15 protein-coding genes and 1 riboswitch are annotated in these 26,741 nt (G+C 36.2%); of the genes, 9 read left to right on the top strand and 6 right to left on the bottom strand.

The features are described 5' to 3' along the window. The first annotated feature begins 7 nt into the window (after positions 1–7). The 5 genes from bshC (at position 8) to pckA (ending at position 7,207) form a co-directional block, all read left to right on the top strand. Positions 8–1,594, top strand: coding sequence for a bacillithiol biosynthesis cysteine-adding enzyme BshC (gene bshC / locus CHRYMOREF3P_RS15815; RefSeq protein WP_180565018.1), 1,587 nt, complete (start codon positions 8–10; stop codon positions 1,592–1,594). A gap of 38 nt (positions 1,595–1,632) precedes the next feature. Continuing rightward, positions 1,633–3,600: a LysM peptidoglycan-binding domain-containing protein gene (locus CHRYMOREF3P_RS15820; RefSeq protein WP_228408611.1), complete on the top strand. Its 1,968-nt coding sequence runs from the start codon at positions 1,633–1,635 to the stop codon at positions 3,598–3,600. A gap of 71 nt (positions 3,601–3,671) precedes the next feature. Next, a complete protein-coding gene (gene fabD, locus CHRYMOREF3P_RS15825; protein WP_077413532.1) occupies positions 3,672–4,547 on the top strand; it encodes an ACP S-malonyltransferase in 876 nt (291 codons plus the stop codon). Between the two features lie 10 nt (positions 4,548–4,557). Then, entirely contained in the window at positions 4,558–5,463 is a 906-nt protein-coding gene (locus tag CHRYMOREF3P_RS15830) for a GYDIA family GHMP kinase (RefSeq protein ID WP_180565019.1), read from the top strand. 127 nt (positions 5,464–5,590) lie between these two features. Then, entirely contained in the window at positions 5,591–7,207 is a 1,617-nt protein-coding gene (gene pckA / locus CHRYMOREF3P_RS15835; protein ID WP_180565020.1) for a phosphoenolpyruvate carboxykinase (ATP), read from the top strand. Between the two features lie 49 nt (positions 7,208–7,256). Here the strand turns inward: pckA and CHRYMOREF3P_RS15840 are convergent, their stop codons facing one another. Beyond that, the gene (locus CHRYMOREF3P_RS15840) at positions 7,257–7,694 is read right to left on the bottom strand and encodes a hypothetical protein (protein ID WP_180565021.1); all 438 of its coding nucleotides are present in this window, start codon (positions 7,692–7,694) and stop codon (positions 7,257–7,259) included. A 71-nt stretch (positions 7,695–7,765) separates the two neighbouring features. Continuing rightward, positions 7,766–8,173, bottom strand: coding sequence for a type II 3-dehydroquinate dehydratase (locus CHRYMOREF3P_RS15845; RefSeq protein WP_180565022.1), 408 nt, complete (start codon positions 8,171–8,173; stop codon positions 7,766–7,768). 245 nt (positions 8,174–8,418) lie between these two features. Beyond that, positions 8,419–8,517: riboswitch (SAM riboswitch) on the top strand. Positions 8,518–8,600: 83 nt separating this feature from the next. Here CHRYMOREF3P_RS15845 and CHRYMOREF3P_RS15850 point away from each other — a divergent pair. Together CHRYMOREF3P_RS15850 and CHRYMOREF3P_RS15855 are read left to right on the top strand one after the other, a co-directional pair. Then, on the top strand, positions 8,601–11,534 hold the full coding sequence (locus tag CHRYMOREF3P_RS15850; RefSeq protein WP_180565023.1) for a SusC/RagA family TonB-linked outer membrane protein: 2,934 nt from the start codon (positions 8,601–8,603) through the stop codon (positions 11,532–11,534). 17 nt (positions 11,535–11,551) lie between these two features. Next, positions 11,552–13,045, top strand: coding sequence for a RagB/SusD family nutrient uptake outer membrane protein (locus tag CHRYMOREF3P_RS15855; protein WP_180565024.1), 1,494 nt, complete (start codon positions 11,552–11,554; stop codon positions 13,043–13,045). A gap of 100 nt (positions 13,046–13,145) precedes the next feature. Here the strand turns inward: CHRYMOREF3P_RS15855 and CHRYMOREF3P_RS15860 are convergent, their stop codons facing one another. The 4 genes from CHRYMOREF3P_RS15860 to CHRYMOREF3P_RS24170 are packed head-to-tail and all read right to left on the bottom strand — an operon-like array spanning position 13,146 to position 21,511. Next, on the bottom strand, positions 13,146–13,610 hold the full coding sequence (locus CHRYMOREF3P_RS15860; RefSeq protein ID WP_180565025.1) for a hypothetical protein: 465 nt from the start codon (positions 13,608–13,610) through the stop codon (positions 13,146–13,148). A 14-nt stretch (positions 13,611–13,624) separates the two neighbouring features. Then, positions 13,625–20,164, bottom strand: a complete 6,540-nt coding sequence (locus CHRYMOREF3P_RS15865) for an RHS repeat-associated core domain-containing protein (RefSeq protein WP_232539045.1) — start codon at positions 20,162–20,164, stop codon at positions 13,625–13,627. Positions 20,165–20,170: 6 nt separating this feature from the next. After that, positions 20,171–20,638 (bottom strand): hypothetical protein, encoded by a 468-nt coding sequence (locus CHRYMOREF3P_RS15875; protein ID WP_180565026.1) that lies wholly within the window; start codon positions 20,636–20,638, stop codon positions 20,171–20,173. Positions 20,639–20,644: 6 nt separating this feature from the next. Then, a complete protein-coding gene (locus CHRYMOREF3P_RS24170; RefSeq protein ID WP_232539046.1) occupies positions 20,645–21,511 on the bottom strand; it encodes a cell wall anchor protein in 867 nt (288 codons plus the stop codon). A gap of 363 nt (positions 21,512–21,874) precedes the next feature. On the opposite strand from CHRYMOREF3P_RS24170, the gene CHRYMOREF3P_RS15885 reads away from it, so the two are divergent. Continuing rightward, the gene (locus tag CHRYMOREF3P_RS15885; protein ID WP_079240189.1) at positions 21,875–22,198 is read left to right on the top strand and encodes a DUF6660 family protein; all 324 of its coding nucleotides are present in this window, start codon (positions 21,875–21,877) and stop codon (positions 22,196–22,198) included. 146 nt (positions 22,199–22,344) lie between these two features. Then, positions 22,345–26,706: a CusA/CzcA family heavy metal efflux RND transporter gene (locus CHRYMOREF3P_RS15890; RefSeq protein WP_180565027.1), complete on the top strand. Its 4,362-nt coding sequence runs from the start codon at positions 22,345–22,347 to the stop codon at positions 26,704–26,706. Positions 26,707–26,741: the final 35 nt, after the last annotated feature.

The raw sequence follows: 26,741 nt of genomic DNA on the forward strand, positions 1-26,741 counted from the left end.
GTACAGGTTGAAAACAATAAATAAAATATCATTCAACGATATAGAAAGCATTCCTCAATTGGTAAAAGATTTTTTAAATCAGAAAATTGAGGGTTTTGAAAATAATACATTTTCTTTAGATCATTTTAAACAACAGATTCATTTGAAAAAAGACTTTTTTTCATTAAGGAAGAGAGAAATTTTATCAGAGGTATTTGAAGGCCAGCTTTCAAGTCTTTCCCTTTCTTCAAAACAGAAGGAAAATCTTGAGAATCTTAAACTGCCCAATACATTTACTATTACAACGGGACATCAGCTGAACCTGTTTTCGGGACCTGTTTTCTTTGTTTATAAAATTCTGCAGACCATAAAGACATGTACCTATCTGAAAGAAAATTTTCCGGATTTTAATTTTGTTCCGGTATATTGGATGGCTTCAGAAGATCATGATTTTGCTGAGATCAATCATTTTAAAACCGATAATAATTATTATGAGACCAATGAGAAATCCGGTGGTCCGGTAGGAAGAATTGAGATCAGTGATACCTATTTTATTTCTGAATTTGAAAAAGAATTCAAAGATTCCATTTTTGGAACCGAGCTGATCTTAATGATGAAGGAAGCTTATAAAACAGGAAACACTTTAACGGACGCGATTAAGATTCTTGTCAACCGTCTTTTTTCAGAATTCGGACTTTTGATTCTGGATGGAGATTCTAAAGAACTTAAAAATCAGATGAAGGAGATCTTTAAAGATGAACTTCTTCATTTCAGTTTACAGAAAACATCTAAGAGTAAAGTAGATGTTCTGACGGAAAAATATGGGAAAGTTCAGGTAAATCCCCGTGAAATAAACCTTTTCTATTTTTCTGAAACCAGAGACAGAATTGAATTTAACGGACAGAAATACATTATCGTAGATAAAACGATTCAGTTTACAGAAGAAGAAATACTTGCTGAATTGGAAAATCATCCGGAAAAATTCAGTCCCAATGCTTTAATGCGTCCCGTGTATCAGGAAAATGTATTACCGAATCTGGCTTATATTGGAGGAAATGCTGAAATTATGTACTGGCTTGAACTTAAAGATTATTTTTCAAAAATTAATATTCCGTTCCCTATACTTATTCCAAGAAACTCGATGCTCTTCCTGAAAGAAAAAACATTAGGGAAAATTGAGAAACTGGATCTTAAAATAGAAGACTTTTTCCAGAATTTTACCGTACTCACCAATCATAAAATTTTAAAAGACAATCCGATTTTACAATTACTCAACGAGAAAGAGGAGTTGCTGATCAGCAGTTTTTCAGCGTTGAGAACTTCGGCAGAAACCACTGAGAAGTCATTTGGAAATATGGTGAAGGCAGAAGAAGTGAGACAATTGAAGTCTTTCAAAAGAATGAAAAAACGTCTGCTCCATGCTGAGAAAATAAAACAAAATGAGTTACTGGAAAGACTTGAAAATCTGTTTTTAGATGTTCATCCAGCTAAAACATGGCAAGAGAGAGTCTATAATTTTAGTGTATTCTTTTCAGATTATGGTTATTCGTGGCTTGAAAATTGTTTGGAAGAAATGGTGGTTCAAGATTCCAAATTAATAATTGTTGCCATTTAATTTTAAAGAAGTATTTTTGTAAATTATAATTATCGAATATGATAAAGAGGTTTTTTATTCTATCCAGTTTATGTATGGTTTTGGGAGTTTCAGCCCAGAAATCACATACGGTTGTGCAAGGTGATAATCCTTACAACATTGCCAAAAAGTATGGAATGACTGTAGATGAATTGCTGAAGCTAAACCCAAAACATAAAGATGGCAAGCTGGCTATCGGAGATGTTTTAACTATAAAATCAGAGAAAGCAGCCACTCCGGTTGTCACAAAAACAGCTCCAGTAGAAAAAGTAACTTCAAATACAAGTACTTCTTCCATGGGTAAAATTGTTTTGCAGCCAAAGCAAACGATCTATGGCATCACAAAACAATACAGAATTTCTGAAACTGATTTGAGAAAACTGAATCCTGACCTGGATTCCCACATGAAAATCGGAGATGAAATCACCTTACCTCTTGCAAGCATTAAAAAGTATGGTGGTACTCAACAAGCTGTGACAGTAGAAAAACATGCTGAAGCTCCTGTAGAAAAAACAATAACAACGATTACACCTACAGTTGTTACTACTTCTGTAGAGGGAGAATCCTATTTGATTCAGTCTAAAGATAATTATTACAGAATTACAAAACAATTTGGAATCAGCCAGCAGGATCTTTTTGCTTTAAATCCAGGATTGGAAGAAAAAGGACTTAAACCTGGTGAAACCATTAAAATAAAAACATCCAATAATAACACACATACTGATAGTGTTGCTGAGACCGCAAATCCAAAAGCAAAAATGGATTCTGGGAACGAAAAATCAACTACCTCTACCAATGTTGTTGCAGGAGATGATTATGTAACCTATACCGTTCAGCAGGGAGATACTGTATTTTCCATCGTGAATAAATTCGGTGTTTCTATAGATGAGCTTATTGCTCTTAACCCGGACCTTTCTCATGGGTTGAAAACCGGAATGGTTTTAAAGATCAAAAAACAGGATGCAGCATATAGTAAGAAAAATGGTGATGCCCTTAGTGTGATCCTAATGCTTCCATTCGGGTACAGCACAAACGAAACGCAGTACAGAGCAATGGCACTTGACTTTTTAACAGGAGCTAAGCTTGCTATTGAAAGGAATGCCAGAGGAGGACAGAAACTGGATGTCAAAATAGTAGATTCTGGAAATGAAGCATCATTCAAAAATTCTTTGACACAGATTAACCCTGATAATACAGATCTTATTATCGGACCTTTCTTTAAATCTAATGTAATTGATGTTCTTGATTTTACAAAAAATCAGAAAATCCCGATTGTAGCACCATTTGCCAACACTCCGGAATTATATAACTATAATAATCTTATTATCGTTGAAACCAACAATCAGACGTATGCTGATAAGATTGTAGAAGAAGTAAAAGGAATTTATTCTGACCAGAAAATATATGTAGTGGCAGATGCCAAAAAAGAAAATGCCAATTACATCAAAGCTGGGCTTGAAAAAGCTGTGAAAAATCCTAATATCATTATTGTCAACTCTCCGGCGGATATTCAGCCTGATCAGAATATGATGACAGGTCAGTCTGCACCGGTTATTGCTATTCTTGCTAATGATGATAATGCAGCAGGAGATGCTTTTGCCAACAGAATTATTGCTATTTCTAAGGAAGTACAGGGCGTGAAAGCGTTCAGTATGTTCTATTCTCCAACTTTTGAGAAAAAAGTTGATGAGCTGAGCCAGGCTAGTTTGGTCTATCTGATGGATAGAAAGATCAATACAGACGGTACCTTTGAAAAAGAAATACTGGCTGCTTACAAAAGCAAATACTGTAAAACTCCACCAAAATATGCTATCGTAGGTTTTGATGTTGTCAATGACATGTTAACCAGAGAGAATAAAAAAGGTGAAATCTTTAAACAGATGAATAAAGTTCAGACTCAGCTTGCTACAAAATTTGAGTTTGTAAAATCTAAAGCTAACGGTGCTTATGTAAACACGGGTTACAGAGTAATCAGACTGGTACCTTAACATGATTTATTGTTCTTTAAAAGAATATTGTTAACATTATAGTTATATTTGCATAATATTTAATTTAATACATGAAAGCACTTGTATTTCCAGGGCAGGGTTCTCAGTTCGTAGGAATGGGAAAAGAATTGTATGATTCTAGAAAAGATATTAAAGATCTGATGGAATCTGCCAATGAAATTTTAGGTTTCGACATTCTTTCCATTATGTTTAACGGAACGGACGCGGATCTAAAAAAAACAGAGGTTACCCAGCCTTCAATATTTATACATTCAGTAGCAGCATTAAAAGCCGTAAACGGTCTTGGTGCTGAAATGGTTGCAGGACACTCTTTAGGAGAGTTTTCAGCATTGGTTGCCAACGGAGTTCTATCCTTTGATGACGGTTTGAAATTAGTTTCCGAAAGAGCAAAAGCTATGCAGGCTGCTTGTGATGCCAATCCAAGTTCTATGGCTGCTATTTTAGGATTAGATGATGCTAAGGTTGAAGAAATCTGTGCGCAAATCAGTGGAATTGTTGTTCCTGCAAATTATAACTGCCCGGGACAATTGGTGATCTCAGGAGAAACACCAGCAGTAGAAGAAGCTTGTGCAAAACTGAAAGAAGCAGGTGCTAAAAGAGCATTGTTACTACCAGTAAATGGAGCTTTCCATTCACCATTGATGCAGCCTGCACAAGAAAGACTGGCAGCAGCTATCGAAAAAACAAAATTCAGAAAAGCAACTATTCCTGTATATCAGAATATCACTACAACAGCGGTAACGAATCCTGACGAAATCAAACAAAACCTGATCGATCAGCTTACCGGTCCTGTAAAATGGACGCAGTCTGTTCAGAATATGATTAAAGATGGGGCATCCAACTTCGTAGAAGTAGGACCAGGAAAAACCCTTCAGGGACTGATCAAGAAAATTGACGGATCAGTAGATGCTGCTTCTGCAATCTAACTAAAAATATATGAACGCGATATTTTCACCGGGCAAGCTTATGCTTACTTCAGAATATTTCGCAATCGACGGAGCTCTTGTCTTAGCGGTACCTACCAAGCTGGGACAAGAGTTTTTCTTTGAAGAAAAAGAAGATGAGAGGTCACTTATTCTTTGGGAGGCTTATCATCAAAACAAATTATGGTTGAAGGCGGTCATTGATTATAAAAACTGGCAGGTCTTAGAAACCAATATTCCATCAAGCGCTGAATTTATTGTCAAAACATTAAAGAATGTTCAGCAGCTTTCTAATACTAAATTCAAATTCAATCTTACTTACCACTTAAAAACTAATCTTCAGTTTCCTGCAGACTATGGTCTTGGTAGCAGTTCTACTTTGATGAACAATCTTGCAGAATGGGCTGAGATTGATCCTTTTCATCTTAATGCAATTAGTTTAGGAGGAAGCGGATATGATATTGCAGTGGCAAAAGAAAAATCTGCAGTTCTATTTCAAAGCAAACCTGAGATTAAATATGAGAAGGTAAATTTCAATCCTTCATTTAAAAATGAACTGATTTTTATTCATTTAAATCAGAAGCAGGATAGCAGAGAAGGGATCAACTTTTATAAATCAAAAAAGAAGTCTCCTGAATTGATTGAAGAATTTTCAAATATCACAAAAAAAATAATGTTATGCAGTGAATTGGAAAAATTTTCCGAATTAATGATGATTCATGAGCGTAAAATTGCTGATTTTCTTGAAATATCCACAGTTAAAGAAAAAATATTCTCAGATTGCCCTTCTTTTGTCAAAAGTTTAGGCGCATGGGGGGGAGATTTTGTAATGAGTGCCAAATTTGGGGACTACAAGAACTATTTTTGGGAGAAAGGTTTTACAACTATTTTTGAATGGGAAAATATAATTGATTTATAATCAAACCATTACGATCCTGTTTTTTTATTTGTCATTCTGACTTATATCAGTATATTTAAACCACCTTTAACAAATAATTAATATTATTTTTGTTGAAGTCAATAAAGAAATAGAAAATATAAGTAAAATGAAAAACACTAAAATCATCCAGGATTTAGAGAAATTAGGGATTAAAGGAAACTATGAAGTAGTGTACAATCCTTCTTATGAAGAATTATATCAGGCTGAAGTTTCTTCTGAAAATCAGGGATTTGAGAAAGCTGAACTTACAGAATCTGGCGCGGTATCAGTAAAAACAGGGATTTTCACAGGTCGTTCACCTAAAGACAGATATATTGTTCAGGATGATGTTACAAGAGATACAATTTTCTGGGATGGTAAAGTAAATTTACCTACATCAGCAGAAATTTTCGGTTCTTGTAAGGAACTAGTGATGAACCAGCTTTCTGAAGCTAAGAAGATTTATGTAGTAGATGCTTTTTGTGGAACAAATGCAGATACAAGACTTAAAGTAAGATTTATTGTTGAAGTAGCATGGCAGGCACATTTCGTGACAAACATGTTTATTCGTCCTTCTCACTACGAACTGGAAAACTTTGGTGAGCCGGATTTCACAGTAATCAACGGATCAAAAACAACAAACCCGAACTGGGAAGCTCAGGGATTAAACTCTGAGAACTTTATCATGTTCAACCTTACAGAAAAACTACAGATCATCGGAGGTACATGGTATGGAGGTGAAATGAAGAAAGGAATGTTTGCCATGATGAACTATTACCTTCCATTAAAAGGTATGGCTTCAATGCACTGTTCTGCAAACGTAGGAGAAAAAGGTGATGTTGCTTTATTCTTTGGTCTTTCAGGAACAGGTAAAACTACTTTATCGGCAGATCCTAAAAGATACCTTATCGGTGACGATGAGCACGGATGGGATAACAACGGAGTATTCAACTATGAGGGAGGATGCTACGCGAAAGTAATTGATTTATCAGAAGAAAAAGAACCGGATATTTTCAGAGCAATCAAGAGAGATGCACTTCTTGAAAACGTTGTAGTGAACAATGGAATAGCAGATTATACTGACGGATCTATCACAGAAAATACTAGGGTTTCTTATCCAATTTACCATATCAACAAAATTGTATTGCCTTCTAAAGCAGGTCATGCTAAGAAGATTGTTTATCTTTCTGCAGATGCATTCGGGGTACTTCCTCCGGTTTCCATCTTAAATGAAGATCAGGCTCAATACCACTTCCTTTGCGGTTATACATCTAAATTGGCCGGAACAGAAAGAGGAATCACAGAGCCTCAGCCATCTTTCTCACCTGCATTTGGTGAAGCATTCCTTACATTGCACCCAACAATGTATTCTAAAACATTGATCGGTAAAATGCAGGAGCACGGAGCTAAAGCTTATTTAGTAAACACAGGATGGAACGGTAGCGGAAACAGAATTTCTCTGAAAGATACCAGAGCGATCATTGATGCAATCATTGACGGTTCTATTGATAATGCTCCTAAAACTCAGGTTCCAATCATGAACCTTGAGATTCCTACTGAATTACCAAACGTTTCTACAGGTATTTTAGATCCTAGAGATACTTATGAGAACGCTTCAGACTGGGAAGAAAAAGCAAAAGATCTTGCTTCAAGATATATCAAAAACTTTGAGCAATACTGTGATACTGAAGAAGGTAAGAAATTAGTTGCTTCAGGACCTCAGTTACAGGAACAGACTATCTAATAGTTCTCTATAACATATAAAAAGCCTCATCACAGATGAGGCTTTTTTATTAATATTTTTGACAGCTTTCAATCAATTCATCCTGTTCATCAAGTTTTATGACTGTTGATTTGATTGATTCTTCAGTTAAATGTTTTATGATCATAAAATGTTTTGAAGAAAAGTAAGATTCTTCGTCCAATATCTTATCTAAATACTTTGGAGTAGTGAAAGTCATCCAGTATTTTGCTTTGTTGGAAAAGGTAATAGTTACTTCTATGGCATCAGATTCAATATTTTCTATTGGATCATCTATGTTAATAGAAATTATTTCCGGATCATTGTCTGCACTAAAATAAAATTGTGAATACCATCTCAGTTTTCCTTCGTCATTCCAGATTCTTATATTTTCATCATTTATTTCTTCAACGATATAAGATTTTCTCTTCGTTAATTGCCCGGAATATATGCCAATGCTTTTACAGTAAATCTTATCCTTTATCTTCATAAATTATTCTCTTTTTATACATAATTATCTGTGAGAATCTGTGCTATCTGTGGGAAAATATAGACTGAAAATTACTTCAGGCTCAATAAAGCCAATCTGTACCCATCCATTCCAAAGCCGGATAAAACAGCATCTGTATTCGCTGCCGTTACAGATTTCTGGCGGAATTCTTCTCTTTTGTATATATTGCTGATATGTACTTCTACTTTTGGCTTGCGGATATTCTTTAAACAATCAGCGATAGCATAAGAATAATGGGTAAATGCTCCCGGGTTAATTACCACTGCATCAAAATCATCCTCCTGAAGTCTGTTGATAAGCTCGCCCTCAATATTGGACTGATAATACTGTATTTCATGAGACTGAAACTCGGATTTTAAATTTTCCAAATAACTTTCCATGGAAACATTTCCATAAATTTCCGGTTCCCGCGTGCCCAAAAGATTGAGATTAGGCCCATTTATAATCAAAACTTTCATCCTATAAAATTAAAAAGTTTTTTCAATTAATAATACAAAAATTAAGATGTCCTCAAATATTTGTTCCATTGAATTATTAATAATGATATTTGTCATGTTTGAATAAATGGTAACGGCTACAACTCCTTATTGTAATGAGTTTTATTAAAATTTTATGTTAATTATTAAAAATTTATCATGAAAAATAAATAAGTCTACTTGTTTTGTAGACTAAAAGTTTTTAGCTTTGCAAACATATTTCGATCGGCTTATAAAGAAAGATGGAGGGAACTGACCCCGTGAAGTCTTAACAACCTACCCATTGGGCAAGGTGTTACGTTCAGCCTTTTAAGGAAAAATAAGCATTTGGTTTATCGTATTTATCGATGCCCTTTGCTGACTTTTCTGCAAAGGGCTAAATTTTAATATATGATAAATAAAATTGATTATGACTAGTAAAACTTTATTTAATTCTAAAGCTTGGATACCTCCGGTTGCTGCTTTTTTTCTGGGAATTACCAGTGTAAATGCACAGAATTCCAAGCCGAAAAAAGATAGCCTTCATGAAAAAGAGATTGATGAAGTAGTAGTGGTAGCTTACGGAAAAGCGAAAAGAAACAGCTATACCGGTTCCGTGGCTACAATTTCCAGCGATAAAATCAATAACAGACCTGTAACGAATATTACGAAAGCATTAGAAGGACAGGTTGCAGGGATTCAGACTACCAGTGCATCAGGCCAGCCAGGTGCGGTTTCCACGATCCGAATCAGAGGAATTGGTTCAATAAGCGCTTCCAGCGATCCGTTATATGTAGTGGATGGAATTCCTTTTGATGGAAATCTGAACTCTATCAGTCCCAGCGATATCGAATCTATAAGTGTTCTGAAAGATGCTACAGCAAGTGCTTTGTATGGTTCAAGAGGAGCAAATGGGATTATCATCATTACTACAAAATCAGGTAAGAAAGGGGAAGCGAAAGTTAATTTTAATATCAGTCAGGGATTCTCCGGAAGAGCGGTAAAAGACTATGAGCAGGTAAATACAGATCAGTATTTTCAACTTTACTGGGAAGCATTGAGAAATGGATATCAATCCGGGAAAGTTTCTTCTCAGCAGGCAGCTCAGATGGCAACAGACAACCTTGTTTCTTCATTAGGGATTAATCCATATGGGACAGCTTATCCAAAGCCGGTAGGTACAGATGGAAAACTATTACCTGGCGCATCACCACTTTGGAATGATGACTGGAGAGATATCTTGCAGAGAGTGGCTTCAAGAAATCAGGTGGATCTTGATATCAGCGGAGGAAGTGAGAAAAGTAATTATTTCTTCTCTCTGGGGTATCTGGATGATAAAGGAATGGCAATTGAATCAGGATATAAAAGATATAATACCCGATTGAAAATCAATTCTGAAGTAAAAAAATGGCTGAATGTTGGGGTGAACTTAAGTTATACAAACAGTATTCAGCAGGCACCTACTTCTTCGGATTCCAAGGCCAGTAACATCATCAATGCGGCAAGATTTATTCCTTCATTCTATCCTTATTATGAAAGAAATGCTGACGGAACTTATATTTTGGATGCTGATGGAAACCCGATTTATGATTTTGGAAAATACAGACCCACGAATGCGCTTCAGAATCAAAATGCCGCAGCAACCTTACCATTAGACAAAAACGAAAATAAAGAGGACAACTTTTCAGGGAAAGGATTTATGGAATTTACTTTCTTGCCGGAGTTAAAATTCAAGACGAGCTTCTCTGTGGATTTGGTGAATTATAACGGACATTATTATTCAAATCCATTATTGGGGCAAGGCGCAGAGATTGGAGGATCGGTGACGAAAACCAATACCAGAACGCTTTCTTATACAACAAGTAATATTCTGACGTATGATAAAAAGTTTGGAAAACATCATGTCAATGCATTAGCAGGGCACGAATTTTATAAATATGATTATCAGACAATCTCCGGAACAAGAAGTCAGTTCTCACTGCCTTACTATTATGAGCCGGATGCCGCTTCTTTACTGGGAAGTTTCAGCGGAAACAGTAATAAATTGAGTTTATTGAGTTTCCTTGGAAAAGTAGAGTATGATTACAACAATACCTATTTCTTATCTGCATCAGGAAGGGCAGACAGTTCATCGAGATTTGCAAAAGATAACAGATGGGGAAGATTCTGGTCAGTAGGAGGTTCATGGAAAATTTCAAACGAAGAATTTGTCAAAAGTTTAAATGTTTTCAATCAATTGACATTGCGTGCCAGCTATGGAGGACAAGGAAATGATAAACTGCTTAGACCAAACGGACAGCCGCTTTATTATGCTTATCAGGAGTTGTACAGATTTATCAGCCTTGGTGGAGAACCGGGAACAACACTGGAAAAAACGTCTACCAATAATGTGAAATGGGAAACCAACCTTAATTTAAATGTAGGATTGGAATTCGCAATTCTGAATAACAGAATTAAAGGGAATATCGAATATTTTAAAAGAAAAAGTCAGGACCTTTTGTTTAATATGCCTGTAGCACCATCATTGGGAATCAGTGATTATCCGGCGAATATCGGAACCATTCAGAACACAGGATTTGAATTTTCATTATTCACAACACCCATTAAGAATGATAATTTCCAATGGAATGTAGATGTGAATCTGAGTACTTTAAACAATAAGGTAACGAAATTACCCGGAGGTTCTCTTGTGGTAGGAACTAAGTTGTTGACAGTAGGAGGTTCGGTATACGACTTCTTTATTCCGGAGTGGGCTGGAGTTGATCCAAGCAATGGAAAGCCTTTGTGGAAAACAGTTGCTACCGATGCCAGCGGAAATTCAGTAGAAGGAACGACTTCGGAATATTCAAAAGCCACAAAGTTGTTACAAGGTTCAGCTTTGCCTAAGCTGACAGGAGGAATCAGTACAAGTATTACTTATAAGAATTTTGATTTTTCAGGATTACTGACATTCAAAATCGGAGGAAAAATTCTAGATACGGATTATACTTCCATTATGCATAACGGAAGTGCGGGAGGACGTGCATGGAGCGCTGAAATGTTAAACAGATGGACTCCGGAAAATCCATATACGGATGTTCCTGGATTAAGTACAACAACGAATAACTGGACCTCAACCTCTTCAAGATTCCTTTACTCCGGAACGTATGCAAGACTTAAAAATGTAAGCTTAGGATATACCCTTCCCGAGGATTATTTTGAGAAAATAGGACTTAAGAAATTCAGAATTTATATCCAGGCAGAAAATCTTCTGACCTTCTATAAACATAAAGGGATGGATCCTGAACAGGCTTTGGACGGAACAACGTATTACAGATATCCGGCAATGAGAACAATTACTTTTGGTCTTCAGGCAACTCTTTAACCTTTAAAATTGAAACAATGAAAAAATTAAAATATCTATCATTTGCTGTTATCGGATTTTTGTCACTGACAAGCTGTGAAAGTGAACTGGATACCGCTCCAACTGATCAGGCTAGCAGTGTAGAAGTTTTCAAAACAGCTGAAAGTGCAGAAACTGTAGTAAACGGTACGTGGGCAAAATTTAATAACGACGGAACAACGTATGCCAATATTGGGTATTCTACAGTTTTAAGAGCCAGTGATGCGATGGGAAGTGATGTGGCTGTATTGACTAATAAATATGGTTTTGCTTCAACCTATGCATTTACTGAAATGGTAAACAGTACAGCAAGCAGACCTTTATTTATCTGGACGATGTTGTATTCCACCATCAATAATATGAATAATGTGATTACAAGAATTGATGGAACGGAAGGCAGTCAGGAGAAAAAGAATCAGGTGAAAGGTCAGGCTAAAGCATTGCGTGCTTTCTGTTATCTGAATCTGGCAAGCTTTTATCAGTTCAGCTATCTGAAAGATAAGTCAGCTTTGACAGCTCCCATTTATACTGAACCTTCCACAACAAGTACAGTAGGGAAGAAGAGAGCAAGTCTTGAAGAAATTTATACTTTGATTAAAAGTGATCTTACCGAGGCAGATAACCTGTTGAAAACTTATACGAGAAATAACAAAGATAAGATCAACCGTGCTGTAGTGAACGGTCTTTTGGCAAGAACTTACCTGAATACCGGGGAATGGAGTAAGGCTTCAGCATCTGCAAAAATTGCAAGAGAAGGTTTTCCGTTGATGGCTCCTGAAAAATACAAAGATGGTTTTAATGACATCAATAATGCAGAATGGATCTGGGGACACGGGCAAACGCAGGAACAGTCTGATGCAAGTTATGCCTTCCATTATCTGGATGTGTCTTCATCAGGAAGTTATTATTACAGTTTTATGGCAGATCCTTATTTTAAAGATCTCTTTGATGCCAATGATATCAGATCTCAGTTATTTTCATGGGATGGACAAAAAGGAAGGGAAGGATTGTTGAGGTATGCTAAGTTTAAATTTAAACCAACCCTTATTGCAGATATCGTTTATATGAGAGCTGCTGAAATGTATCTGATTGAAGCTGAAGCTGAAGCCAGAACTGGAAATGTCTCTCAGGCGGTAGCCGTTCTTAATCAGTTGAAATCTGCCAGAAATGCCAATATTTATAATGGTTCATTATCACAGAATGAGGTTGTAGCAGCAGTTCTGGTTGAAAGAAGAAAAGAATTGTTTGGAGAAGGCTTCTCCCTTTCAGATATTATCAGAACGCAGGGTACGGTGGTAAGAAAACCGTTTGTAGATGCTGATGGTAAACCGATAAAAGTTCAGATTACTACACCGGACGGAACCGTGAAAATAGTAGACGGTAAAGGACATTCTGTTCTTGATTTTCCGGATAAATCTGCTTTCACAGCCAACAGTAATTATTATTTATTCAGTATTCCACAAAGAGAATCTGAAAACAACCCGAATTTATAAGAGGACATACTTATAATTAGATTTGATTTTTAGCCACTGCTTTTGCGGTGGCTTTTTTGCTTAAAAAAAGAGACTGCCTTAAAAGACAGTCTCTTTTTTATTAATAATTTTTAAATTCAACCTTGTTTTCTTTTATATGCATATGATTATCGTTACCCTCCTTGTGGAATTTGCTTAAGCTTATATCTATACTGTCATATAATTTATTGGTGAGTATTTCCTGTTTGGTTTTCCTCAGATTCTCTCTCTTAATAAAATAAAATATTAAAGTCTTATAAACCTTATTGTTATCATAATCTCCTAAAGGAAAAAATAATGTTTTGTTTGTATACATCGTAACATATTCGGGCTTTAAGTAAGGTCTAATTTCTTTTGTATTGGAACTATCATAACCATATGAAAATATCTCAAAGGGTTTGGAAAGGTCTGTATTATCAAAATGAAATTTGTCTATGATAAAAATATCAGAATTTGTTTCATTGTATATAGTCATTTCTGCACCTTCCTTAATTTTGGATGTGCAAGAAAAAACGACAAGGCATATTGCTAATAAAAAAAGTTTCATAATTTTTACATTTATTATGGGTTGGTATTCCATGATGTTGGAATCGGTATTCCCTTTATTAATAGATATTTAGTGAATATATCAATGTATTTTTGTGCAAGAGGACTCGCTAAATTTTCCCAGACATTAAAAGATAATCCTCTATTGGTAAAATAATCATAAGACAATTGATTTGCCCAGGTTTCTGTCCAAAATTGGTTGTGCCCTAAATATGTGTTTTTTGATGCACTGTAAATACTACTTGGTGCTATTATTTCATAGAAAGCCGCCTCCCCAACTTTTTTCGCTTGTAATACATGTCCATATTCATGAGTAAATAAATCATAGGTTCCAGATTTTCCAAATATATCTTTTAAAGCAAAGGCTCCTTTGCCAACAACCATTTGATTTGGTGGTAAGGTTAATCCTCCAGATTGAGCGCCGTTACCAAATCCAACAGATGATTCATAAACATTTACACCTCTATATTGTCCAACATATTTTGCTTGAATTTTACTGTTTAAAACTTCAGTATCAACACCATGTGCTCCAAAACCTTTTGATAAATCTAGCTCTGCTTTGCCACTCCAGAATTTTGCTCCAGCTTGTTTACCTCCTGTTTTTGAATAAAAACCAATTGTATAAGAAATTGCTGCTGTCGCTCCACCAATTACAGCACCTTTCAAAACACCCTCAAGAAAATTATCTCCGTTAATTAATGATGTTACTCCGCCGGTTCCAGCTCCTGCCAAAGCTCCATTGCCAATAGAAGACCAGAAACCACCTGCGCTAAAAACCTGTCCTAAGCCTGCCGAGACCGCTCCGGTAATAGATCCTACTAGTATGGATTTCGCAAAACCTCCCCAACTCCAGTTTCCAGAAAATGCTGCGTTTAGTGCATAAGAAGCGGCACCTATTGCTGCTCCTATGATAGCTCCTGTTGCTACTGTTCCCCAGAAAATAGGTAAGGCTGCAAATATGGCAAATACAAACTCTCCACTTGGGTCATTAAACATCAGTGGATTATTCAGTACATACCCATACTTATTATAGTTTTGGGTATTGAATTTATCCTGTATATTTTCATCTGCATTTAAGAATCTTCTTAATAAAGGATCATATAGCCTTCCATTCATGTGGATGATTCCTAGTTCTGCAAAATGCTCATGGCTGGTATAACCACGATCTATTATCAGATCCTTCGACAAGCTCAGGATGGCATTTTGATCGGTGATAATAGCTTCGTTTCCAATCTGAAGATGGGTGAAATTACCCCAGGCATCGAAGTGCCTTTGTTCTAATTTGTTTCCAGCTTCATCACTGATTGCTAAGATGCTTCCAATATAATCTTTATGCAAAAATTTATAAGAACCACTACTCTCCGTAAAGTTTTTTAAATATACAATATTTGAGTCATAAGGTGTTCCGCCAATATAAAGAATGTGCTTTTCTTTTCCGGTTGTATTATCTTTTACTACTTCATAGCTTCCATCTTCACTGTAAAATTTAGTAAACTTACCTTCTCCATCGGTATTGAAATTACCTCCATAGGTTACTCTCTGTCTCATTGAAGTTAAGCCATACTGGAAGACTGCATCTCCTTTCATTCCGTCAATGAATACCGGGTCATTGTTCTCATTATAGGTAATGCTTTGTATTAAATCATTATTATAATTCTGTTCTCCGGCAGCATTAAGGGTCATGCCTGTAGCCTGATAAATCTTAGTAGCATTTTCAAACTTGATTGTTCCTACCTGATCATTTTGGGTAATTCTTCCTTTGATGTCATAAACATTTCTGTTGGCTGTTGGTTTGATTCCGGTTATAGGATTTGTCCAGTTGACTAAACGATTATTATCATCATAATCAAAAGACTCATTAATGTTAAAATCTCCTCCGGTAGTTCTACTCTTCAATTCATTTTTTATAGCATCGAATGAATAAGAAATTTGCAGGATACTTGGTTTTACTGCTGAGGAATGATTCACGTTTGTCAGAAAACCATTGGTACCATAGGTATTATTGATATCTGCAGCTCCCAGTTTAGTTTTTAGTACCTGTCCTTTGGCATTGGTTTCTTTAAGTTCCCACAATATCTTACCTGTTACCTTATCCTTAATCTGATACAGTTCACCATTCCAAGCACTGTAAACGTTCTCAATTTGAACTTTAGTAAGGATACCGGAAGAATAGAGCTGCTTTTCATAAGAGCTTACTCTTGCTTTATCATCATAGGTAATTCCTTTGTGGATAAAATATTTACCATTACTGCTTTCGGATGAAGATAAGAGTCTTCCCTGTGGATCATATGTCACATTAGAGCTGTAAGCCTTTCCTTTAGATGTTCCTGATTTGGAAATAATTCTGCCTTTATTATCGTATGAATACGAAATTATTTTATTGGTCGCCTGTCCTCCGTCTGTCGTTGAAATTTCTATCTGAGAAATAAGCTGGCCTAAATTATTATAATTAAATTCTTTGGTCCCTTTTGGGCTGATTGTTTTTTTCGGCTGGCCAAGCCCATCATATTCATATTTGTAAATACCATTGGACGGATCATTAAACTCTGATTTTCTACCCCAGGAGTCGTACTTAGTAGACACCATGTTTTCAGCATATTGTGCTTTTATCTGTTCACCTGCTGCATTATAACTAAACTGAATTTTTCCACCTTTGTCTGTAGAAGAGACTGTATTACCTAAGACATCATTAGTTTTTGAAGTCGTTCTGCCATAGCCATTAATTTCCCTTACAGTTGTTGTTAAACCAGAAATAGAGGTCTCCATTTGTTTGCCATTGAATGAGGCTGCCGTGACTTTAGTAGGAAATACCGTATCATCATAAACAATGGTATTCCACATATTGGCAGTTTGCCCTTCAAAGTAAGGCTCAGACTCTTTGGTCTTTCTTCCTAGTACATCATATTGAGTTTCCTGAGAAATATATTGCCCCTGACCAAATGCTTTGGTAGAAACTTTATATTGCTGTCCTAATCTATTGGTGTATTTTTTTGAAATATCTCCATTCGGATTATACTGTGTAACAGTGATGTTAGAATTGTTGTCTCTGTTATACTGATAAGTTGTTGTACCTCCAATATTGGTTTTAGAAGTCGATAATGTCCCCCAACCATCGTATACGTTAACAAGTGTATTTCCTAAAGCATCAGTTTGTTTTTTTATCTGTCCCCAATCATTATATTCAATATTGGTTTCTAATCCTAAATGATCTGTTTTCTTTACAACGAATATTCCCTTAGGATCATACAGAGTTCCATTTGTTTGGCTTTGGGAGTTCACACTATTACTGATTGTCTTCTGGGTTATATTTCCAAAATCATCATAATTGTATGTTTCAAGCAAATATCCCGTATTATCCCGATTCCAGGTTTTTAATGTTTTTAGCAGGTTATTTTCATAGGTGTATTCTTCTTTGGAAGATTTTGTGTCACCATAAACTTGAAGTGTTTCTGTTTTGCTTTTTGGACGTCCTGCAAAATAATCAGAACCTGCTGCTGATATATTATGAATGTATTCAAAATCAGAAGTGGTTACAGCATAACCATTATTTACATTGGTTACTGTCTGTTTCGGAAGATAATAATCTCCATAAATAATAGAGCTGCTTGCTATTGCTCCAGTGAGGAAATCCTTAGTTTTAGTGCTTTTTGGAACGGTAGCTGTAACAATTTTCGATTTATCGGCATCGGAAACAGGAGTGTTTGTCACCTGTCCGTTTAGCAATTTATAAACCTCATATACAGTGGATTTAAAGCTTAATAACAGGGAATTGTTCTCAGAAATATCTGTAGGAAAAATATTACTTTCATTATTCGTTCTGATGCTCCATTCTTTTACAGGGGCCCCATCAAAAAGAGGGTCAATCTCTACTCCTGACCATATTTTAGTATTTTCAAATCCATCAGCATACCATGAGCTGCGGGCAGACTGATGATAGCCCATCATTCCTTTGCCCTGTAAATGTCCTGTTATTCCTCTGTAACGGAAGTCTTGTTTTCTTCCTTCCTGTCTAAGCTGAGCTATAGCATAGGATTGGTCTGCTCTGCTTAAAGAAAAATAAGGATAATATTCTTTTTTTACTTTTTGATAGAAATTAGGAAGTACCGGATTATTGGGAATCACCTCCAAATAATCTGCTGATGTAACGATGTCACCTTGGGTAATAGTTTGTACTAGAGATAATGTTCCGACAGGTGATGGAGATTTAAGTTTATGCATCCTTTCTTTCCAGAACAATAAGATATCGTAATAATTGTTGTTGGATTTTACCTGTGAAGTAATTGGAGAGAATAAAGCAAATTCACCATTACCGGTTACATAATTATTTTCTCCATAATTATAACTGGTATAGAAATCAGGGCTGCCATTTGTCGTGGCTCCATTAGCAGTATAAACAGCAATAGTATACCCATAATATCTCTTAAGTATAACTCCGCTGGAATTTACCACCCCTGCTTTATTAAAAGAGTTGATGTGCACAATATCAGACTTGCCATCCCTATTAATATCTGATGTGGTGTAAAAATTCCTGTAAATATTAAAAGTCGGATAGTTGCTGTTTTGATAGTCATCGGGCTTTCTATATTTCAAAAAGTCTGTTTTTAAAATATTGGAAAACCCTTTTCCTGTGCCCATATAAAACCTCCAGTTATCTTTTTCCTGAGTATCTGTGGTAGGGATTGTAAAGTCAAGGTTTCCATCACCATTGAAATCTCCAAACAACACAGGAGATTCTTGTGCTTTTGTTTCAGCTAAACTACCTGTGAATTTTATCTTTTTAAGATACTGGTTAGGAGATGTTTTTATAAACTCAAATACAGTGTAATCAGTATTGGATATGTTGATAATATCAACCTTTCCATCATGATCTATATCCAGATATTTTTGATTTGTATAAAAACTTTCATGCCAACCCCTCTCTTGGGAATATGTAGAGATAGGATTGGTTGAATTTTTCAGGTCTATGATAAATTTATCAGTAAATCCATTGGTTGAACTAGAGCTTGTTAAATTAAGGAAAATATCTGAGATCCCATCTCCGTTAATATCACCTTCATTCAAGGTAGCATCGCATACAGTACATACAGTTGGGGATATTGCCTTTTCAAATACCTTAACAAAAGTATTATTTCTAAATATATAACCTAATACTTTGCCGTTCTCATATTGAATTATCCCATTTCCATTATGAATCTGTCCTTCTTCATCTAACAATGTGTTAATAACTTTAGCCTCTGTATTAAAAGTTTTACCAGTAGAAATATCAGTAAAGGTATTATTGAGGCCGCCAAGCTTCACTACACCACTATTCAGGGAGAAATCCAAATATCCATCACCGTTAAAGTCTCCAGTTAATTTTACATTGTCAAAACTCTCTAAATTATTGTCTGAAAATTCTAAAACAGGCTGTGTAGGAGTTGGATAGGTAAAAGAGGCAGGATTGGCAGCATTGTTCTCGCTATTATACTCAGTTATTTTATCAACGATCTCATAATTCGTTCCGTTTTTTAGATAATTAACTGCATATCGTTTAAATGGATTTCCATTTGAATTGACTTTAATTTCAGATAATAATTGAGTTTGTAGGAAACGAATGCCTCCTGCGTAAGAATCCTCTATTAGACTTCTATCAATATAGGTAAAATCTATTCTGTTAAAATGAGATTTATTCAAAGTCTCATTTCCTCCCCATTGAATGCTTGAAATAATGGCTACATTAGAAACTCCTGCTTGTAAATAGTCATAAGTAATATAATTACTTTTAATATCTTTCCATTTTACAATATTATATTCAATAGGAGTTCTGGCATTACTGAGTCCAGAGCCTGTTGCTCCATACCAGGCCTGAGATCCATCCTCAAAAATTACTTCCCAATATTCGGGGCCTTGCCAAGCTTGTCCGGTAATCGATCCAATAGATTTTATTTTAATATTAGAGTATTTTTCCGTTACATATTCTGCTCCATCCTTACCGTATTCTCCTGATTTTAAAATTAATCTTTGACCATTAAAGCTATAAGTATCTGAATAGTCTAATTGAGTACCTTTAGCTTCTGCATCTTTATCAATTGTTTTTCCCGATCTTGAAATAGAAGTAATTCCTGAAATATTCCAACCATACCCTGCTATTCCATTGCCTGTACCACTGGTATATACCAAATTGAATTGTGGTCCTACACTTTTCACCCCTGGAGGTAAAGAAATGGGTAAAGTAAACTGCAATTGTCCAGTTCCATTCACCTCAATATTCCCTCTGGTATCATGAAAGCTCTTTCCAACAGGTACAGTTGTCCCCGATGGATTAGTTGCTCCTGCATTTGAATCGGCAGTACCACCGCCCGGATTCTCCGTTGCAGGACCAATTTTAGCTATAAATGGATTTGATGAGCTGGAAGACGCTCGAAATCCTGGCGCCAGCACCACTGTTTGTGGATCCTGAACCGTTCTTGAGGTACTCTCTGCCTGATACAGTATGGTCTGTGAAAAGCCCAATACCGAACATAAGGACAGTATGAATGATGAAAATATCTGTATTTTCTTATCGCAAAGTTTCATGGTTATCTATCGTTTGGTAATGTTTTTACTGAAAACTCTGCCGTCTTTTAGGGTAAAGCGCACAACATACACTCCCCAGTCATAACCCGTCATATTGATCTTAACCTGGCGGTTTAAGTCTGGGATATTCTGTTGTTGGAATTTCCAGTGGACGGTACTGTGTTGATACAATGAAACAGATTCTATTAATCCATCTACTTTTTCTGTCCAGTCTATGGTAAGATAGTCGTTGACAGGAACGGGGTAAAGGCGTATTTGTTTCAAGAATGTTTTCTCATCAATAACAGGAGCTTGTCTAGTGACGGCTGTTACTTTTGATTCTTTTGAAACAATCTCTTCAGCCTTTTTACCAGCAGCGTCGATTCCTCTGTATCTCTGATTTCCAGCTTCGTCATATTTGAAATAAACTTCGGTTTGGGAAAAGCCGAAGAATCCTATCATCAGGGATGATAGTGAGAGTAATTTTCTTTTCATTTGTGGTTATTTTTCTGTTGATAATAATTTCTGAACCTGCTGCTCGAGCTTTTCAATTTTAGCAGATTGGGCTTTTAAAACTTCATTTTCATCCTTAAGATGTTTCAGCTGTTCTGCCTGTTTCTTTATTTGTTTATTCTGATCAATTGAGTACAATGTAAGTTCTTCTATTTTTTGTAATAGTTTAATCTGGAATTCACCCACATTCACACCCTCTTTTTCCATTACTTTAGCAGAAGCAATTTCAGGAAGGTGTTTTTTCTCTTTGATGTGTTTTTCAACTTCTTCTAATTTTGGGAGATCGTATTTTTCCTCAAATACAAAATCAGCAGTAGGAGTTAGAGTCACTTTTACTTCTTTGGCTTCAAACTTACCTTGTAATGAGGCATTTCCATTGGGTGAGATTGCCATTTGTACTTTTTTGTTTGTAATAAAATTAATTGCTCCAAAACCTGGTGAAGTTTCATTTTCAATATTAAAATCACCATAAGTTCCATATCTGAATCCATTGCCTGTGTATGTGGAATTGACTTCCAGATTAGCAGTAGTACTATTATATACTAAACGAACTATTGCAGTACCTCCAGTTGCTCCGATAGATGAAAACTTTCCTAAGACTAAATTTTGATCATTAATATTATCCTGAACTATATGCAATCTAGCATCGGGACTTGTAATTCCTATTCCCACATTCCCATTAGGCTTAATTCGAAGACCTTCAATATTATTAGATTTCAAAACTAATGGCTGGTTATCTGTAGTCCCAATAAAGTTGTTGGATGAATTGGTTCCTGTATTTCCTGCAAGATTCCAACTTTGTGCAAAGGTGAATGATGACACTAGCAGTGCAATCGAAAATAATTGTGTTTTCATAATTATTAATTAATTTTTTTTGTAAAACTATAATCAGGTAGCGACAAATTACGTCGTATTTAATAATAGTTTTATTGTTTCTAAAATAGTTATTTGATATTTGCAAATTTACAAAAAAATCAATGTTGTTTTGTTGATATTTTTCAATATTAATATTTTTTAATAAAAAGTATTTGATTTTGTGTTTTATTTAGTGGATATTTCGTTTTATTGTTTTTTTATTATGGTAATTGCTCATATGGTGAATATTTTTAGTTAGAATCCTTTATAAAAAATGAATTTGAAGGTAAAAATTATGCTTTTCAGATCAAGTTATATGAGAGATAGATCTCGACTTCAGAAAAAATCTCTACCTTTGTAACAATGAACCTCTTAAGATGGATACTTGCATTTTATTTCATGGCGTTATCATTGATGCCATGTGAAGACACGTCCCATCCGTTGAATTCAGGAGATAATAAGATCTCATTAAGTATTCACGGCGTTCATTCTACAGAAAAAGGAGATATCTGTTCTCCACTGTGTGCATGCAGCTGCTGTCAGATGACGGTTTCAGCATTTAAAATGGATCCTTTATTGGAGATTCCTGAGCAGATTCCGGCTTACTTTTCAAAGAAGATCTTATTTCACAAAAATGACTTTGCTTACCAGATCTACGACCCTATCTGGCAGCCTCCTAAAATTTAATTTTTATTGACTTTTAGAAAGTTATGCTTTCTAATATTTAACTGTGCTTGAAACTTTGCAATACCATTGCAGAGGTTTTCAGGATATTTTTGCTGCAGTATTTTATGCTGTGTGCATTCATTTTCAATAAAAATTACCTAAAAATCGTGTTAGATAAAATCATAAAATTCAGTATTAAAAATAAGGTGATCATTGGGTTGATGACTCTGGTACTGATCATCTGGGGAACGTGGAGTGCCACCAGATTGCCAATAGATGCTGTGCCGGATATCACCAACAATCAGGTGCAGATCATTACCGTATGTCCTACATTGGCGGGACAGGAAGTAGAACAGCTGGTTACTTTTCCCATTGAGCAAAGTATTGCCAATGTTCCCGATATTCAGGAGACAAGAAGTATTTCAAGATTCGGGCTCTCTGTGATTACAGTGGTGTTCAAAGAAAATGTAGATGTGTACTTTGCAAGACAGCTCATTAATGAACAGCTGAAAAATGCAGTGGAAGAAATTCCAAAAGGAGTAGGAACTCCTGAGCTGGCTCCTGTAAGTACAGGTCTTGGGGAAGTATATCAGTATATTCTTCACCCTAAAAAAGGAAGCGAAAAGAAATACAATGCCAAAGAACTCCGAACCATGCAGGACTGGATCGTTCGAAGACAGCTGAACGGAACACCAGGCGTTGCAGAAATCAACAGTTTTGGAGGAGAATTAAAACAATATGAAGTGGCTATTGATCCCAATCGTTTAAAAGCAATGGGAACAAGTATTACTGAAATATTTACTGCGCTTGAAAAAAACAATCAGAATACAGGAGGAGCTTATATTGATAAAAAGCCCAATGCTTATTTTATCCGTGGGATAGGGTTAGTAACCTCCCTTGAAGATATCAAAAACATAGCCGTTAAAAATGAAACTGGAAGCGTTCCGATATTTATCAAAGATGTCGCTGATGTTCGTTTAGGAAGTGCCGTTCGTTACGGTGCATTAACCTATGACGGAAAAGTAGATGCCGTAGGTGGAGTAGTGATGATGCTGAAAGGAGCGAACAGTAATGAAGTCGTAAACAATATCAAAGCAAAAATTCCTACCATTCAGAAATCTCTTCCCAATGATGTTATTATAGAGCCGTTTCTGGACAGGACAGACCTTGTAGACAGAGCCATCAATACTGTACAGAAAAATCTTGTTGAAGGAGCACTGATCGTTATTTTCGTACTTGTAATTTTCCTTGGAAACCTTAGGGCAGGGCTTATCGTGGCTTCTGCCATTCCGCTTTCCTTATTGTTTGCGCTGGGAATGATGAATGTTTTTGGAGTAAGTGCCAATCTGATGAGCCTTGGGGCAATAGATTTCGGTTTGATTGTGGATGGTGCGGTAATTATTGTAGAAGCCACTTTGCATCATTTAGGAGTAAGGAAATCTGCCCGTGCATTAACGCAGTCTGAGATGGATGAAGAAGTATTTCTTTCCGCATCCAAGATCAGAAGCAGTGCAGCCTTCGGGGAAATCATTATTCTTATCGTATACATCCCAATTCTTACTTTGGCTGGTGTGGAAGGGAAAATGTTTACTCCAATGGCAAAAACAGTAGGATTTGCCATTTTAGGAGCTTTAATTTTATCCCTGACCTACATTCCAATGATGAGCGCCCTGTTTTTATCTAAGAAAATATCTCATAAAGAAACGTTCTCTGATAAAATGATGAATAGCCTGCAAAAGATTTATCAGCCATTATTGCAGAAATCAATAAAAGTGAAATATGCAATGGTTTCAGCAACGGCTGTAGTCTTTCTTATCTCTGCTTTTATTTTTAAAAATATGGGTGGTGAGTTTATTCCTCAGCTGCAGGAAGGAGATTATGCATTTCACTGTATTTTACCGCAGGGAAGTTCATTGAGCCAGAGTATAGAAACCTCCATGCAGGCATCAAGAATTATCAAACAGTTTGATGAGGTGAAAATGGTGGTCGGGAAAACCGGTTCTGCTGAGGTTCCTACAGACCCGATGCCGCCTGAAGCAACCGATATGATTGTGGTATTGAAACCACAAAGTGAATGGAAAACCAAGAAATCTTATGACGAACTGGCAGATGAGATTAGTGAAAAACTGGAAACGATTCCGGGTGTATTCTTTGAGAAAAACCAGCCTATCCAGATGCGTTTCAATGAATTGATGACAGGGATCAGACAGGATGTTGCTGTAAAGATTTTCGGAGAGAATCTTGATTCATTAGCCGTGTATGCAGATAAGGTGGGAAAAATTATTCAGACAGTAGATGGGGCTACCGCGCCTCAGATTGAAAGAGTGAGCGGTCTTCCGCAGATTAATGTTCAATATGACAGAACAAGAATCGCCAATTATGGATTGAATATCGAAGATGTCAATAATGCCGTAAGTACGGCCTTTGCAGGAAAAGCTGCCGGACAGGTTTTTGAAAATGAAAGACGTTTTGATCTCGTAGTCCGTCTGGATAGCCTTCACAGAACCGATATTTCGGATGTAAATAACCTGATGATCACCTCCAGCACCGGAGCGCAGATTCCATTGTCACAAGTGGCTAACATCAGTTATAAATTAGGTCCGGCACAGATCAGTCGTGAACAAGGAAAACGTAGAATAGTTATCGGATTTAATGTAAAAGATCGTGATGTAGAAAGTGTAGTGAAAGATATTCAGGCAAAACTGGATAAAGTGAAACTGCCTTCCGGATATTACTTTACCTATGGTGGACAGTTTGAAAACCTTCAGGAAGCAAGCAAACGTCTGATGATCGCTGTTCCGGTTTCATTGCTTCTTATTTTTATGCTGTTGTATTTTACTTTCCGCTCATTCAAACAGGCTGCATTAATTTTTACTGCGATTCCTATGAGTGCTATTGGTGGAGTATTTGCCCTTTTAATAAGAGATATGCCATTCAGTATCAGTGCAGGAATTGGATTTATTGCCCTTTTTGGAGTGGCAGTATTGAACGGAATTGTTTTGATAGGAACATTCAACCAGTTAGAAAAAGAAGGCGAAACAGATATTCTGAAAAGAGTATTTGAAGGAACAAAAACCAGATTAAGACCTGTATTAATGACCGCTACAGTGGCCTCATTAGGATTTTTACCGATGGCTATTTCCACCGGAGCCGGAGCAGAAGTACAGAAACCTTTGGCAACTGTAGTGATTGGTGGTCTGGTAACAGCTACATTCCTTACACTATTTGTTTTACCGATGCTGTATATCATTTTTAACACGAAAATTTTGAAAAGAAAAAGTAATAATACGGGAATGTTTACGGCGGTTCTTGTTGTAGGATTTATGATGCTGGGACAGACTTTTAAAGCACAGTCCAGACCTATTTCTGTAGAACAGGCGGTAGAGCAAGCAGTGAATAATAATTTAACCCTGCAGTCAAAAGACTTAAGTATTAAGTCTGCTGAAGCTTTAAGGGCAACCGCAAAAGAACTCCCGAAATTAAGCCTTGAAGCTCAGCTTGGACAGTATAATAGCCCAAAGTTTGACCAGTCGTTTGCAATCTCACAGAGTATTCCTTTTCCAACACTTTTTAAAGCAAGAAAAGACTTAATCAATGAGAATATTAAAAGCAAACAGATTGATAAGGAAATTACAGCGAATGAACTAGTAAAACAGGTGCGTACTTACTATTATCAGATTGAATATTTACAGTATAATAAAGCTCAGTTGACGAGGCTGGACAAATATTATGAGGAATTCATCAGAATTGCAACCGTAAGATTCAAAGCGGGTGATATCAAAAAGATAGAAATCAGTACTGCAGAAACCCAAAAAGGAGAAATTGATCTGCTGCTCAGACAAAATGAAGTCTTTCTGAATAATGCCTATAAGAATTTAAAGACCCTTATGAATACGTCAGAAAATCTTGAAGTTCCGTTTAACAAAGATTATGTTCCTTTAAAAGCAGAAAATGTACTCGACAGTGCAGTGGTAGCCAACAATCCGTCTGTAAGAGCCTTTTACCAGGAAATGGAAATTGCTGAGAAAAATAAGAAAGTTGAAAAATCTCTTGGACTCCCTGATTTCAGCTTAGGATATACCAACCAGTCTTTGATTGGTCTTCATACCATCAACGGGCAGGAGAATTTTTATAACTCAGGGAAACGTTTTCAGTCGGCAACGGTAGGAGTGGCTATTCCTTTGACTTTTGGAGCGACAAAAGCTAGGATTCAGGCTCTGGAATATGACAGACAGGTTGCAGAAACTAATGCGAAAATGCGGCAGAAACAACTTTCCGCACAGTTGGACAATGCGTTCAGTCAATACCAGCAGGATATTCAGCAGTATGATTATTACATAAGTCAGGCGTTGCCAAATGCTGAGAAAATTGTAAAAGCGGCCCAGTTAGGCTATAAAACAGGAGAGATCTCCTATGTTGAATATCTTTTTGCCCTGCAGACGGCTACAAACATTCAGCTGAAATATCTGGAATCTATCCAGCAGGTGAATCAATCTGTAGTAACTATTAATTCAATCATTAATAAATAATATAAAAGCGCTGAAATACAGTATCAGACAAAATA

The organism is Chryseobacterium sp. JV274 (assembly GCF_903969135.1).
Lineage (GTDB): Bacteria > Bacteroidota > Bacteroidia > Flavobacteriales > Weeksellaceae > Chryseobacterium.

Excerpts from the sequence above, each read along its gene's own strand:
- CHRYMOREF3P_RS15820 (WP_228408611.1), top strand. The coding sequence starts at position 1,633 with ATGATAAAGAGGTTTTTTATTCTATCCAGTTTATGTATGGTTTTGGGA.
- fabD (WP_077413532.1), top strand. The coding sequence starts at position 3,672 with ATGAAAGCACTTGTATTTCCAGGGCAGGGTTCTCAGTTCGTAGGAATG.
- CHRYMOREF3P_RS15830 (WP_180565019.1), top strand. The coding sequence starts at position 4,558 with ATGAACGCGATATTTTCACCGGGCAAGCTTATGCTTACTTCAGAATAT.
- pckA (WP_180565020.1), top strand. The coding sequence starts at position 5,591 with ATGAAAAACACTAAAATCATCCAGGATTTAGAGAAATTAGGGATTAAA.
- CHRYMOREF3P_RS15840 (WP_180565021.1), bottom strand. The coding sequence starts at position 7,694 with ATGAAGATAAAGGATAAGATTTACTGTAAAAGCATTGGCATATATTCC.
- CHRYMOREF3P_RS15845 (WP_180565022.1), bottom strand. The coding sequence starts at position 8,173 with ATGAAAGTTTTGATTATAAATGGGCCTAATCTCAATCTTTTGGGCACG.
- CHRYMOREF3P_RS15850 (WP_180565023.1), top strand. The coding sequence starts at position 8,601 with ATGACTAGTAAAACTTTATTTAATTCTAAAGCTTGGATACCTCCGGTT.
- CHRYMOREF3P_RS15855 (WP_180565024.1), top strand. The coding sequence starts at position 11,552 with ATGAAAAAATTAAAATATCTATCATTTGCTGTTATCGGATTTTTGTCA.
- CHRYMOREF3P_RS15860 (WP_180565025.1), bottom strand. The coding sequence starts at position 13,610 with ATGAAACTTTTTTTATTAGCAATATGCCTTGTCGTTTTTTCTTGCACA.
- CHRYMOREF3P_RS15865 (WP_232539045.1), bottom strand. The coding sequence starts at position 20,164 with ATGAAACTTTGCGATAAGAAAATACAGATATTTTCATCATTCATACTG.
- CHRYMOREF3P_RS15875 (WP_180565026.1), bottom strand. The coding sequence starts at position 20,638 with ATGAAAAGAAAATTACTCTCACTATCATCCCTGATGATAGGATTCTTC.
- CHRYMOREF3P_RS24170 (WP_232539046.1), bottom strand. The coding sequence starts at position 21,511 with ATGAAAACACAATTATTTTCGATTGCACTGCTAGTGTCATCATTCACC.
- CHRYMOREF3P_RS15885 (WP_079240189.1), top strand. The coding sequence starts at position 21,875 with ATGAACCTCTTAAGATGGATACTTGCATTTTATTTCATGGCGTTATCA.